We start from the raw sequence: 13,028 nt of genomic DNA, 5'->3' as shown, positions 1-13,028 counted from the left end.
CTCTCCTCCCGTTCGTACGACTGCTGGCACGTCTCCCGACAAAAAGCTCCCCACCCGGTTCTCAGTCGTGATACTCAGCTGTCACGGCGCTCGCTCGCCCGGGGTCACCCAGGCCTCCGGGGGAGTCGACCGCGACGCCGGGGGTCAGTTGTTCCGTTGCAGGTCCGCCACCAGGTCGTCGACGGCCGCGTTGATGTCGGTTATCTGGTCGGTCTGGGCGGTGGCCTCCTCGACGATTTCCTCGGTCTCCCGGGCGATTTGCTCGGCGGAGGTAACCGTCTGGTCTATCATGCTGGCGACCTCCTCGGTGGAGGCGGCCTGCTGGTCGGTGGCGCTGGCGACCTCCGCGATGCCGTCGGAGACCTCCGCGACCGCGCCGTGGATGTCCTCCAGAATCTCCATGGCCTCCTCGACGGACTCGATGCCGTGGTCGATGCGCTCGTTGTTGCGGTCGAGGCTGTCGACGGCGCTTTCGGTGTCGCCCTGAATCTCGGTGACCATCTGCTCGATTTCGCTGGCGTGGGTCTGGGACTCCTCGGCGAGTGACTTCACCTCGTCGGCGACGACGGCGAAGCCCTCACCCGCCTCTCCCGCCCGCGCCGCCTCGATGGAGGCGTTCAGCGCCAGCATGTTCGTCTGGTCGGCGATGTCGTTGATGACCTCGACGATTTCGTCTATCTCCTGCATACTCTCCTGGATGGTCCGAACGTCCTCGGCCACCTCGTCGGCCGCAGCCTGTATCTCCTGCATCGCCTGGCCGACCTCGCCGGCGGAGGACTGGCCCTCCTCGGCCAGGTCGCGGGCCTTCTGGCCGGCCGCGGAGACCTCCTCGGAGGAGGAGGCGATTTCCTCGACGGAGGCCGAGAGGTTCGAGACCTCCGTGGCGACCTCGGTGACCGCCTCGTGCTGCTCGGCGGCCTCCTCGCGGACCGTGTCGATGCGCTCGGCGATTTCTACCGAGGAGTTCTCCAGTCTCGCGATGGAGCTCTGTATCTCGCTGGCGGCCTCGTGGTCGTAGCCCGCGTTCCGGTCGATGTTCTCCTCGACTTCGTCGTCGATGTCGACGTCGACGTCCTCGTCGATGTTCCCGCCGACGCTCCCCAGGTTCTCGGATGCCATCTCTGCATCCACCTTGCGAAGCCAGGGAAAAGTGAACAGGACCTACTTAGTTTGGTGTGCCGGAATTGTCGACTGAAGAACAGCGAGGCGGCCGAATTCGAGGGTCGGTGGCAGCCTACAGGTCGTAGAGGCCGCCGTACTTCTCGTCGACGTAGTCGAGGAAGTAGTCGGCCGTGAACGCCTCGCCGGTGGCCTCCTCGACCAGGTCCGGCGTCGTGTAGTGGGCCCCGTGCTGGTGGACGTGCTCGCCCAGCCAGTCACGCAGCGGGTCGAACTCGCCCGCTCGAATCTGGGAATCGAGGTCCAGGTCCTCGCGGACCGCGGCGTCGAGCTGGGCGGCCATGACCGACCCGAGCGTGTACGTCGGGAAGTACCCGAACATGCCATGGGTCCAGTGGATGTCCTGCAGGCAGCCCTCCGCGTCGGTCTCCGGGCGCACGCCCAGGTACTCCTCGTACTTGTCGTTCCAGACTTGTGGCACCTCGCTGACTTCCAGGTCGCCGCGAATCAGGTCCCGCTCGATCTCGAACCGGACCAGGATGTGCATGTGGTAGGTGAGTTCGTCCGCTTCGACCCGGATGAGGTTGTCGTCGTACACCTCGTTGGCGGCCTCGTACAGCGCCCGCGGCGACGTGTCGACGTCGAGGTGGTCCGAGACGGTCGGGGTAAAGAGGTCCCAGAACGGCTTCGAGCGGCCGACGTGGTTCTCCCAGAGGCGGGACTGGGACTCGTGGACCGAGAGGTCGCGGTTCGACCCCAGCGGCGTCCCGTAGTCCTCCTGGGGCAGCCCCAGCGTGTAGGTGGCGTGGCCGAACTCGTGGATGGTCGACCCGAGCGCGTCCATCGGGTCGCCGGGCTTGAACCGCGTCGTCACGCGGGCGTCGAACTGCGTGCCCGTCGAGAACGGGTGCGAGGACGTGTCCAGACGGCCGCGCTCCCAGTCGTAACCCAGCGTGTCCAGGGCCGCCCGGACCAGTTCCTCCTGGTCGCTCTCGTCGTAGGTCCCCTCGAACGGACTGGCCAGCGTCACGTCGCTGTCGCCGACGGCCTCGATGAGCGGCGGGAGTTCCTCCGCGAGTCGCTCCAGCACTCGCTCGGCCGTGTCGATGCCGAGGTAGGGTTCGTACTCCTCGAAGAGCACCTCGTAGGGGTCGCGGTCGGGGTCGATCTCCGCGGCGTACTCCCGCTGGAGTTCGACCAGTTCTTCCAGGGTGTCCTCGAAGGCTCCGAAGTCGTCCTCCTCCTTGGCCTGTTCCCAGACCGGCAGGGCGTTCGAGGTGGTCTCGGAGATGCGTTCGACCAGGTCTTCGGGGACGCGGACGGCCCGCTCGTGCTCGCGGCGGACCTCGCGGACGACGGCCGCCCGTTCGTCGTCGAGGTCTGCTTCCTCCAGTTCGTCCAGCCAGTCGCTCAGGTCGTCGTCGGTCAGCAGTTCGTGCCGCAGCGTCGAGAGGACCGAGGTCTGCTTCGCGCGGGCGGGCGTCCCCGCGTCGGGCATCATCACCTGCTGGTCCCAGTTCAGCACGCCGGCGGCGTCGCCGACGTAGGTCATCCGCTTCACGTGGTCGAGAAACTCGTCGTAGGTGTCGGGCGCGTCAGCGGTTTCAGGTTCCGTCGCCATGCCCTGCCGTTGGACCCCGAACGGTAAAATCGCTGGCCTTGTTCCTCGATACCACACCTCGGTGACTTTCAAGTGCAGCGGCGGGTATCACCGTACTATGCCAGGTCCCCGATACCGCGACGGTGAGACCGTCACGCTCCGAACTATCGAAGAGGAGGACGCCGAGTTCTGCCAGCGACTCGTGAACGACCCGCGGGTGCGCACCCGCCTGTTCCAGAACGGGCCGACGAACCGCGCGCAGGAACTGGAGTTCATCGAGTCCGCGACGGAGCAGGGTGCCAACCTGCTCGTCTGCGTCGACGGCGAGCCCGTCGGGACGGTCGGCTACAACGACGTCAACGACGTCTGGGACACCGCCGAAATCGGCTACATGATAGCCCCCGCGGAGTGGGGCAACGGCTACGCGACGGACGCGCTGGCGACGCTGACCGCCGACGCCTTCGCCGAGCGCGGCCTCCACAAGCTGTACGCCCACGCCTACGCGACCAACGACGCGTCACAGCGCGTCCTCGAGAAGGTCGGGTACTCCCAGGAGGGGCTCCTCCGCAAGGAAGCGGTCGCAGACGGCGAGTACGTCGACGTCCACCGCTACGGCCTGCTCGCCGACGAGTTCGAGCGGTAGCCCTCTCCTCGATTTTCAGGCACACGTCCAGTTTCACGTCGGCGGTTCTGCTCGACCCGAAGCCGTACGTCCATTCGGGAGTTCCAGGACCGATGAGGCGCACCCCAGTTATTATCTGACGGTGTGAAAAAAGCTAAGATTAATATAATCAGCTACAATGTTAATAATACGATGAACCTCAGCAGACGACGGCTGTTATCTGCGGCGCTCGCGACGGCCGGAACGGGCCTCCTCGCGGGTTGCACCGGTGACGCGTCGGACAGCCCCGGTTCGGAACCCGGCCGCAAGACTGCAGTGAGTTCGTTTTTCGTGTTCGGCGACATCACCGCGCAGGTCGCCGGTGACGCGGCGGAGGCGAACCTGCTCGTCCCCGTCGGCCAGCACGGTCACGGCTGGGAGCCGGGACCGCGGGTGCGTGCGGACATCCACGACGCAGACCTGCTCGTCCACGGGATGGCGGGATTCCAGCCCTGGGTCGACGACATCAGAGGCGACCTCGAAGCCGACGGGTCGAACGTGACCACCGTCGACGTGAGCAGGGGACTCTCGCTGCTCGAACCCGGCGGGGCACACGACGACCACGACGCGCACGACAGCCACGCCGAAGACAGTCACGACGAGGACCACCAGGAGGGGACGCACGACGGTGAAGAACACGGACGCGGGATGGACCCGCACTTCTGGTTGGACCCGCTCCGGGTGAAAGAGGCGGTGGGGAACGTTCGAGCGGGACTCGCCACCGTCGACAGCGACAACGCAGAGACGTACGCCCGGAACGCCGAGACCGTGCGGGGTCGGCTGGACGACCTGCACGAGACCATCGAGTCGACGGTCGGCGCGGCGTCCGACCGGCCGCTCCTCGTCGCCGGGCACGACTCCTTCCAGTACTTCGGCGACCGCTACGGCGTCGAGGTCGAAGCGCTCACGAACGTCTCGCCGGACGACCGTCCGACGACCCGGGACATCGAGCACGCACAGGAGATAATCCGGGCCCACGACCTGCAGTACATCTGCGCGGACCCGCTGGAGTCCCAGCAGGCCGCCACGCAACTCGTCGCGGAGACCGACGCCGAGGCCGTGCTCCCGCTGACCGCGATGCCGGGGCTGACCGACGAGTGGGCCGACGATGACTGGGGGTACGTCGAAGTCATGGAGAACGTCAACGTTCCGACCCTCGAGCGGGCACTCGACGAATAATGGCCGTCGTCGAGGTTCGCGACGTGACCTTCGCGTACACCGAGCGCCCGGTCGTCGAGGGGGTCTCGCTCGACGTCGCCGAAGGCGAGTTTCTGGGGCTCGTCGGCCCGAACGGCTCCGGGAAGACGACGCTGCTCCACCTGATGGTCGGGCTTCGCCGGCCCGACAGCGGCACTGTGACGCTGTTCGGCGACCCCGCCCACACGTCCACGCAACGCGAGCGCGTCGGGTTCGTCCCACAGGACGTGGCGACCACCGACGGGGAGATGCCGATGACCGTGCGCGAGGCGGTTCGGATGGGCCGGTATCCGCACAAACTGCTGGGCCGGTTCACGAGCGACGACCGCGACGCCATCGACGCCGCCCTGGACCGCGTCGGCATCGCCGACATCGCCGACCGGCGCGTCGCCCGGCTCTCGGGCGGGCAGCGCCAGCGGGTCTTCATCGCCCGTGCGCTCGCGGCGGACGCCGACCTCCTCGCACTCGACGAGCCGACGGTCGGCGTCGACGCCGACTCCCGCGAAGCGTTCTACGGCCTGCTCCACGAGTTGAACGAGGACGGCATCACTGTCGTCCTCATCGAACACGACATCGGCATCGTCACGACACACGCCACGGAAATCGCCTGCCTCAACCGGGAACTGTTCTTCCACGGTGACCCCGAGACCTTCGTCGAGACCGACGCGCTCGCGGAGGCCTACGGCGACTCCCAATCCATCATCCACCACGAACACTGATGACGCACACCTCCGCACTCGAACTGGGCACCGCCCCTGCACTCGCCGTCGGTGGCCCTGTCGACCGTCTCGTCTCGTTCCTCCTCGACGACGTGTGGGGGGCGGGCCTCGACGTGCTGGCCGACCTGACCGGCGTGGACATGCTCGGATTTCCGTTCATGCAGCGGGCCTATCTCGCGGCGGTCTGTATTGCGATCATCGGACCGCTCGTCGGGAGTTTTCTCGTCCACCGGGAGATGGCGATGATCGGCGACACCCTCGCACACTCGGCGTTCGCCGGCGTCGCCGCGGGCCTGTTCGTCAACAGCGTGTTCGCGTTCACGGTGCCGCCGCTGTTGACGGCACTGCTCGTCGCTGCCGTGGCCGCGTTGCTGGTGCAGACGCTCGTCGACTACGCCGGCGCGTATCGGGACACCTCGCTGGCGATCGTTCTGACGGGGTCGTTTGCCGTCGGGAGCGTTCTCGTCACCGCGACGGACGGGGGCATCGCCGTCGGCATCAACGCCTACCTCTTTGGCTCCCTCGCGACGGTCTCCAGAGCCAACGCGGCATTGCTGCTGGGACTGAGCGCCGTCGTCACCGTCGGGGTCGCCGTCGCCTACCGGCCGCTCGTCTACGTGACCTTCGACGAACTCGGGGCCCGCGCCGCCGGACTCGACGTCACCCGGTACAATCAGCTCCTCGCGGTGCTGACCGCCGTGGTCGTCGTCGGCGCGATGCAGATAATGGGCGTCATCCTCGTCGCGGCGATGCTCGTGATTCCGGTCGCCGCGGCCACCGCCGTCCGCGGGTTCAAGCAGTCGATTCTGGCAGCAGTCTGTGCCGGGCTTCTCGCCACGCTCCTTGGTGTGACGCTTTCGTACGTCTACGACGTCGCCGCAGGCGGGACCATCGTCCTCGCGGCTATCGGCGTCTACGCGGCCGTCCTGCTCGGCGTTCGCGCCCGCCGTCGGCTCTCCCGCCGCGAACAGGGGACGCCGACGGCCGACGCGGGGACCACCGCGACGCCGGACGGCGGCGACGAACGCGACTGAGTGTCGACACCGGGTCGCGATACTCGACGAGACTCTGCCTGGAATCCCGCGTGCCAGCGCGACGGCGGTTCGAGTGCCCTGCGCCGTCCTGGCCGACCGACCCGTGCGCAGAACGCCGCTCCCGACGACTCACTCCCAGACCGGACGACGTGCGCTGGCGCGGGCCGCTCCCCATTTGATATCACGACATACGATATACGACGGGGCACACTCTCAGAGCTTCTGGCTCGGAAACAGCGACGCTGGACCGTCGAAATCGGCCGCGAAAAGCCGTCTAAACGCCGAACCGCACAGTCCGCTCAGAATCGGTCTGCGACGGACTGGTAGATGTCCGCACACCGCTCGACGACGGCGTAGGAGACGCTCTCCGAGGCGGTGTGGGCCTCGCCGGGTTCGGCCGCACCGCAGACGAGACACGTCGTGCCCGCGTCCGCGAGCCAGCCAGCGTCCGTCGCGTGTGGCTTGACGACCTGTTCGGGGTCGCCGTCCTGCGCGTCTCCCGCGGCGTCGCGTACGAGGTCAGCGAAGTCGGCGTCGTCGCAGGCCATCGGCGGCAGGTCCTGGTCGACTTCCCAGGTGACGCCCGCGATATCCTCGACGCGCTCCAGCGGGGCGCGCTCGCCGGGGACCGTCCGCTCGTCGACGGTCACCGTACAGTGCTCGGGGATGACGTTCCAGGCGCTGCCGCCCTCGATTTCGGTGACGGCGACGCTCCCCCGGACCTCGTGGCCCAGCACCGCCGTCGCCGGGAACGCCAGGTCGCGCACCACGTCGATGGCGTCGCTGGCGCGGTAGATGGCGTTCTCGCCGCGCTCGACCTCGCTGGCGTGGGCGGCGGTCCCGCTGGCGCGGATGGTCGACCCCCGCCGGCCCTTGTGGGCGACGGCGACGTCGGTGACGCCCTCGGCAGAATAACCGGTCGTCCCCTCGCCGACGATGGCGTAGTCTGGAGCGAATCCCTCCTCGATGGCCGCCCGCGCGCCGACGCCGCCCTGCTCCTCGCCGACGAAGGAGGCGAAGACGAGTTCGCAGTCGGGCTCTGCGTCCCGGAAAGCGGTCATCGCGGCGGCGACAGCCCCCTTCATGTCGGCGCTGCCGCGGCCGTAGAGGCGGCCGTCGCGCTCGTCGAGGACGTACTCCCCGCCGTCGGTCTGGGACTCGTCCGGCGGCACGACGTCGTGGTGGCCGACCAGCGCCAGCGAGGTGGGTGCCCCCTCGTTGCGCCGGGCGAGGACGTTGCCGTGGTCGTCGCGCTCGACGGCGGCGTCGGTGTGCTCGCGCAGCCAGGTCTCGATTCGGTCGCCGGCCGCCGTCTCGTCCTCGTGGCTCGGAATCGCTACGAGGTCGCGGGTGAGGTCGCGAACGCTCATGGCGCACAGTTGTGCGCGGGGGGATTTCTAGCCAGCGACGGCGGTCGGTGCCGTCCCCGTCGGCGAGTTCCGCCGTCGCGACCCGCGGCTGCCGTCTCGCGGCCGTAAACCGATAGTCGCTTTAGGAAACTACGTCGACGAGGCGAGGAGCGCGGCCTTCTCGATGTGGTCGACGACGGCGTCGACGCCCTCGCCGGTCTTGCAGTTGGTGAAGACGAAGGGGCCGTCGCGGACCGTGCGTGCGTCCCGCTCGATGGTGTCGAGGTTCGCGCCGACGTGCTCGGCCAGGTCGGTCTTGTTGACGACGAGCAGGTCACAGCCGACGACGGCAGGCCCGCGCTTGCGCGGGATGTCGTCGCCCTCGGCGGCCGAGATGACGAAAAGCGAGTAGTCGACGACGTCGGGTGCGGTCCCGCTGGTGGTGTCGCCGCCGCTCTCGACGAGTACCCTGTCGAGGTCCGGGTTGCTCCGGAGGAAGGCCCGGAGGTGGTCGCTGTGGAGCGTCTCCGGTGCGGGGTCGCCGACGACGCCCACCACCAGGTCGGACGGGACGAGTCCGTCGAGCGCGTCCCGGAGGGCTGTTGCGTCCTCGCTGTTGGTCACGTCGGTGGTGACGACGCCGACGGTCAGCCCCGCCGCGTGCAACCGGGGGACGACCTCCGCGACGAGCGCCGTCTTCCCGGAGCCGACCGGCCCGCAGACGGCGACCGTGAGCGGCTCGCTCCGCTCGGTCATGCCGTCGCGTCGCCGAAACTCGAACTCGATTTTGACGAACAGGGCAAAAAAGCAGGACACTGTGGGATTTTTACCATTCTACGACGCTATTGCGTTTGTGGCGGTTAACCAAGTGTGTCTGAGCTAAAATTTGCCAAGTCCTCCTCGCGGTAGCACGACTGCTCGCCCGGCGCTGCTCGCGCACGCCCGGCCGGAGAGACGGCACCGGCGAGGCCGTCCCCGCCCGGGTTCTCTCTGCCGTCGCGTGCGCCGGTCGGAGCGTCCGCATCAGGGCGCTTATCCGTGAACGTGGCCTTGTCTCCGTATGGAAATCGTACCGGACACGAGCGTGGTCATCGACGGCCGCGTGTCCGAGCAGGTCGAAGCCGACGCGGACCCCGCATCCGAAGCGGTCGGGGAGGGGTTCGCCGGTGGGACCATCGTCATTCCCGAGGCAGTCGTCGGGGAACTCGAAGCACAGGCCAACGACGGCCGACAGACCGGCTGGGAAGGCCTCGAAGAGCTCCAGCGCCTCGTCGCGCTGGAGGAAGACGGCGTCGTCGACGTGGAGTACGTCGGCCGCCGCCCCGACGCCATCGAGAAACGCGACGCCGGCGAGGGCGAAATCGACGCGCTCATCCGCGACATCGCCGCCGACCGCGGCGCGACGCTTCTGACCAGCGACGACGTGCAGGCCGAAGTCGCCCGCGCGAAGGGCATCGACGTCATCGAGGTCGAACCCCGCGGCCGGGACGTCGACCACCTCGCAATCGAGGAGTTCTTCGACGACGAGACGATGAGCGTCCACCTCAAGACCGGCGTCCGCCCGATGGCGAAACGCGGCTCCATCGGCGAGATGCACTACCAGACCATCGGCGACGCGGCACTCACCGAGGGCGAACTCCGCGAGTACATCGCCGACATCGAGGAGGGCGCGCGGGCGAGTCCGGACGGCTTCGTCGAACTTGACGAACCCGGCATGACCATCGTCCAGTTCCGCACCTTCCGCATCGCCATCGCCCAGCCACCCTTCGCCGACGGGCTGGAGATTACGGCCGTCCGGCCCATCGTCAAGACCGAACTCGACGACTACGAGCACGCCGACGAACTCCGGGACCGCCTGCTGGAGCGCCAGCGCGGCGTCCTCATCTCCGGGTCGCCCGGCGCTGGCAAGTCGACGTTCGCCCAGGCCGTCGCGGAGTTCCTCGCGGATTCGGACTACGCCGTGAAGACGATGGAGAAACCCCGCGACCTGCAGGTCGGGCCGAACATCACCCAGTACACCGCACTCGCCGGCGAGATGGCGAAGACCGCCGACTCGCTTCTGATGGTCCGGCCGGACTACACCATCTACGACGAGGTGCGCAAGACCGACGACTTCGAGGTGTTCGCGGACATGCGGCTGGCCGGCGTCGGCATGGTCGGCGTCGTCCACGCGACCCGCGGCATCGACGCGCTCCAGCGGCTCATCGGCCGCGTCGAACTGGGGCTCATCCCGCAAGTCGTCGACACCGTCGTCTACATCGAGGACGGCATGGTCGACACCGTCTACGACGTCCACACCGAGGTCAAGGTCCCCGAGGGCCTGATGGAGGAGGACCTCGCGCGGCCGGTCATCATGGTCACGGACTTCGAGACCGGTCAGCCGGCCTACGAAATCTACACCTTCAACCGTCAGGTCGTCACCGTCCCCATCGGCGAGGAGGAGGGTCCCGGCTCCGAGAGCGGCGTCGACCGCATCGCCAAACAGGAGATTGAGCGCGAAATCCGCTCGGTCGCGCAGGGTCACGTCGAGGTCGAACTGCGCAGCCCCGACACGGCGGTCGTCTGGGTCGAGGAGCGGGACATCTCCGGCGTCATCGGCAAGGGCGGCGGCCGCATCTCCGACATCGAGAACCGCCTCGGCATCGACATCGACGTGCGCACCTTCGCGGAGCGGCCGGAGGGCAAGACCCAGACCGGCGGCGGTGGCGGCGGGTCCGGCGGCACCGGGATGCAGGGCAAGAGCGTCGTCCCGGAGATAACGAGCCGGCACGTCATCATCCCGCTGGAGGGCCACGCCGGCGATACCGTGGAGGTCCAGGCCGACGGCGACTACCTGTTCACCGCTACCGTCTCCCGCGGCGGCGAAATTCAGGTCTCGCGGGGGAGCGCCATCGCGGAGGAACTGGAGGGGGCCATCGACCACGGGCGGACGATCACCGTCGTTCCGTCGTAGGACCTGCTGGCGAGTGCAGCGAGCCAGCAGCCGTTTTTCCCCACGTTTTTGCGACCGAGTGGTTCCCGCAGTGAGCGCGAGACGCGACCAACGGGAGCGTCTCGGCGAAGCGAACGAGGAAACCCGAGGGAGCAAAAAGTGGCGTCGAGAAACTGGAGGGGGCCATCGACCACGGGAAGACGATCACCGTCGTTCCGTCCTGACCGGGCGCCGCTTCCACGACGCGCAGTTGCAGACTCTGCAACAGCAATCCTGTTTATATTGGCGGCCCGGTCGTAGCCCGAGGCGCTATGCGACAGTGCTCTCCGCGCGACCAGTCGTCCGACCTCGTTTCGCGCCGTCGCTTCCTCGGTGGTGCCGCCTCGCTGTCGGTTGCTACCCTGGCCGGTTGCGAGAGCTTCGCGGCTCCCCGCCGGATGGACGACGTCCTCGTCCGCAACCGGAGCGGCGAGGGAACCGTGACCGTCACCGTCACCGTCCGGCGGGGCGAGAACCTGCGTCTCTCCGAGTCACCGGTCGTCGACGACGCCAGCGCCGCCCCCTTCGACGGCGTCTGGGAGACGACCGGTGAGTACACCGTCACGGCCAGTCGGCAGGGCGGCGACGAGGTGACCGACACCGTCTCGGTCGACTCCCTCGAGGACACCCTCTGGGTCACTGCCGGCACGGACGGCGCGCTGACTCTCGACCTGCGGGAGACGTAAGCGTCCCCCGAGATAGCCACGTCGAACTGGTGTACCGACCTGGCGACCTAGTTCTCGAACCAGACGACCAGCCGGACGTTCGCCGCGCCGTACTCCCGTTCGTACTCGGCGACTGTCGCCAGCACGTCCGCCCAGCGGTCGTCCTCGCGGACCGCCGCCGGCAGTTCGTCGGCGCGGACCCAGGACTCGCCGAAGGCGTGTCGCCAGGGGCCGGTATCGCCGTAGACCGACGCCGCGTCCTTGAAGTACCGGCGGTCCAGCAGGTCGCTGCCGTCGGGGACGCCGCGGTCGGCGGCGGTCGGGTCGGCGCTTCCGGTCGATTCTTCCGGCACGCCGAAGACGGGCGGACAGGCGTCGGGCGGGAGGTGCGGCAGGTCGGTGCCGCCCAGCCAGGACTGGCCGTCGCGGTACTCGACGACGCCCTGGACGTGCATCAGAAAGTCAGTCGGAGACTGCGGCTTCCGGTTCCTCTTCGTCGTGGTCCGCGACGATTTCGTAGAGGTTCTGGCGCGCGTCGGCGAAGTAGACGTCCTCCTCGATGACGCCTACCTCGTCGAGCCGTTCGAGCGCGTACCGGACGGTTCGGGCCGAGAGCATCGACTCCTCGACGATTCCCTTCTGGGTCAGCGGCCCGTTGTATTCGAGAACCTTGTAGACGAGCTTGGCGCTCGGCGGAAGGTCGGCGATACCCTCCCCGTCGGATTCTGTCATCGGTTCCTTGTGAGGGATGCCGGCTGTATAAAGATTGAGGGATTGGGTCGGTCCGTCAGATTCACGGCTCCTCGCGCGACGTCTCGGCGGACGGCCCTTCTGTCTCCCGGTCTCCGGCGGCTTCGCTCCCGTCGGACTCGCTGGTGCCACTTTCGGCCTCGGACGCCTCGTCCTCGACGACGGCCTCGCTGGGGAACGCGACGAACCCCAGGACGACGAAGACGAGGCCGAGGCCGCCTGCCCACATGGCGAGTTCGAGGCGGCCGTGGACGACGCTCGTGACGCCCACCACGACCGCCGCGAGAACGAGGTAGACGCCACAGAGCAGGACGCCGGTGCCGGCCGCGCCGCCGCGGGTGTCCACGTTCGAGGTCGGGTCCACGAGGGTGTCGTAGGCCGCCCAGGTCACGAGGACGGCGACGCCGACGGCGTTGGCGGCGAGGCTCCGGAGGACGTCGTGGCCGGTCACGAGGTCCGCGACGAAGGCGGCCAGCGACGCGAGAAAGAGAACCAGCCCCGCCAGGAAGACGAAGGGGGCGCGCGATGGCTGGTCCGCGTCGTCGCTCATGGCCTCGGGGATGGTCGCCCGCCGCATAAATCGGTCGGCGGGCGGGGTGTGTGACGAAGTCGCAGGCGCGAACGAACTCCTTTTGAGGACGCACCGTCCACTTGGGAGTATGGCAACAGACACGGGAACCGGCCTGAGCCCGCACCTCCGGGGGGTGACCGTCACCACCGTCGCGACCGTCCTCGGGATGGTCGCGGGGCTGGCGGCGGCGCTCATCACCACCGGGCCCGACGACATCTACGGACTGTCGGCGCTCGGGGCGGCGGTGCTCGTCCAGCTGCCGATACTGAACGCGCTCGGTGTCGACGTCGAAGACTTCTCGAAGAAGGACTACCTCTACGTCGTCTTCATGACGTTCGTCATGTGGTTCATGACGTGGGGTATCCTCCTGACCGTGGGCGCATTCCAGTAAG

The 13,028-nt window shown here is 68.0% G+C and carries 14 protein-coding genes; 7 read left to right on the top strand and 7 right to left on the bottom strand.

Annotated features, from left to right (window positions below):
• Positions 1–144 precede the first annotated feature (144 nt).
• Together WDJ57_RS10020 and WDJ57_RS10015 are read right to left on the bottom strand one after the other, a co-directional pair.
• A complete protein-coding gene (locus WDJ57_RS10020; RefSeq protein ID WP_338906021.1) occupies positions 145–1,119 on the bottom strand; it encodes a methyl-accepting chemotaxis protein in 975 nt (324 codons plus the stop codon).
• 115 nt (positions 1,120–1,234) lie between these two features.
• Entirely contained in the window at positions 1,235–2,740 is a 1,506-nt protein-coding gene (locus WDJ57_RS10015) for a carboxypeptidase M32 (protein ID WP_338906019.1), read from the bottom strand.
• Positions 2,741–2,837: 97 nt separating this feature from the next.
• On the opposite strand from WDJ57_RS10015, the gene WDJ57_RS10010 reads away from it, so the two are divergent.
• The 4 genes from WDJ57_RS10010 (at position 2,838) to WDJ57_RS09995 (ending at position 6,330) form a co-directional block, all read left to right on the top strand.
• Positions 2,838–3,362, top strand: coding sequence for a GNAT family N-acetyltransferase (locus WDJ57_RS10010; RefSeq protein WP_338906017.1), 525 nt, complete (start codon positions 2,838–2,840; stop codon positions 3,360–3,362).
• A 171-nt stretch (positions 3,363–3,533) separates the two neighbouring features.
• The gene (locus tag WDJ57_RS10005) at positions 3,534–4,559 is read left to right on the top strand and encodes a metal ABC transporter substrate-binding protein (protein WP_338906015.1); all 1,026 of its coding nucleotides are present in this window, start codon (positions 3,534–3,536) and stop codon (positions 4,557–4,559) included.
• On the top strand, positions 4,559–5,296 hold the full coding sequence (locus WDJ57_RS10000) for a metal ABC transporter ATP-binding protein (RefSeq protein WP_338906014.1): 738 nt from the start codon (positions 4,559–4,561) through the stop codon (positions 5,294–5,296). Before WDJ57_RS10005 ends, WDJ57_RS10000 begins: the two co-directional genes overlap by 1 nt.
• Positions 5,296–6,330, top strand: coding sequence for a metal ABC transporter permease (locus WDJ57_RS09995; RefSeq protein WP_338906012.1), 1,035 nt, complete (start codon positions 5,296–5,298; stop codon positions 6,328–6,330). The genes WDJ57_RS10000 and WDJ57_RS09995 overlap by 1 nt, the downstream gene beginning before the upstream one ends.
• Positions 6,331–6,629: 299 nt before the next feature.
• Here the strand turns inward: WDJ57_RS09995 and WDJ57_RS09990 are convergent, their stop codons facing one another.
• Together WDJ57_RS09990 and WDJ57_RS09985 are read right to left on the bottom strand one after the other, a co-directional pair.
• Positions 6,630–7,700, bottom strand: a complete 1,071-nt coding sequence (locus WDJ57_RS09990; protein WP_338906010.1) for a M20 family metallopeptidase — start codon at positions 7,698–7,700, stop codon at positions 6,630–6,632.
• Positions 7,701–7,829: 129 nt separating this feature from the next.
• Positions 7,830–8,435: a GTP-binding protein gene (locus tag WDJ57_RS09985; protein WP_338906008.1), complete on the bottom strand. Its 606-nt coding sequence runs from the start codon at positions 8,433–8,435 to the stop codon at positions 7,830–7,832.
• 304 nt (positions 8,436–8,739) lie between these two features.
• Here WDJ57_RS09985 and WDJ57_RS09980 point away from each other — a divergent pair, with 304 nt between their 5' ends.
• Together WDJ57_RS09980 and WDJ57_RS09975 are read left to right on the top strand one after the other, a co-directional pair.
• Positions 8,740–10,632: a PINc/VapC family ATPase gene (locus WDJ57_RS09980; RefSeq protein ID WP_338906007.1), complete on the top strand. Its 1,893-nt coding sequence runs from the start codon at positions 8,740–8,742 to the stop codon at positions 10,630–10,632.
• Between the two features lie 290 nt (positions 10,633–10,922).
• On the top strand, positions 10,923–11,336 hold the full coding sequence (locus WDJ57_RS09975) for a hypothetical protein (protein ID WP_338906006.1): 414 nt from the start codon (positions 10,923–10,925) through the stop codon (positions 11,334–11,336).
• A gap of 47 nt (positions 11,337–11,383) precedes the next feature.
• On the opposite strand, the gene WDJ57_RS09970 is transcribed toward WDJ57_RS09975, so the two are convergent.
• The 3 genes from WDJ57_RS09970 to WDJ57_RS09960 form a co-directional block, all read right to left on the bottom strand.
• Complete coding sequence (locus tag WDJ57_RS09970; protein WP_338906005.1) at positions 11,384–11,770, bottom strand: hypothetical protein; 387 nt, start codon at positions 11,768–11,770, stop codon at positions 11,384–11,386.
• Positions 11,771–11,777: 7 nt separating this feature from the next.
• The gene (locus tag WDJ57_RS09965; protein ID WP_338906004.1) at positions 11,778–12,047 is read right to left on the bottom strand and encodes a helix-turn-helix domain-containing protein; all 270 of its coding nucleotides are present in this window, start codon (positions 12,045–12,047) and stop codon (positions 11,778–11,780) included.
• Between the two features lie 61 nt (positions 12,048–12,108).
• Entirely contained in the window at positions 12,109–12,615 is a 507-nt protein-coding gene (locus WDJ57_RS09960; RefSeq protein WP_338906003.1) for a hypothetical protein, read from the bottom strand.
• Positions 12,616–12,724: 109 nt separating this feature from the next.
• Between WDJ57_RS09960 and WDJ57_RS09955 the strand changes: the two genes are divergently transcribed.
• Entirely contained in the window at positions 12,725–13,027 is a 303-nt protein-coding gene (locus WDJ57_RS09955) for a hypothetical protein (protein WP_338906002.1), read from the top strand.
• Position 13,028 lies beyond the last annotated feature (1 nt).

This window comes from Salinibaculum sp. SYNS191 (assembly GCF_037338445.1).
GTDB classification, from domain to species: Archaea; Halobacteriota; Halobacteria; order Halobacteriales; family Haloarculaceae; genus Salinibaculum; species Salinibaculum marinum.
This window is presented reverse-complemented; position numbering and strand designations above follow the sequence as displayed.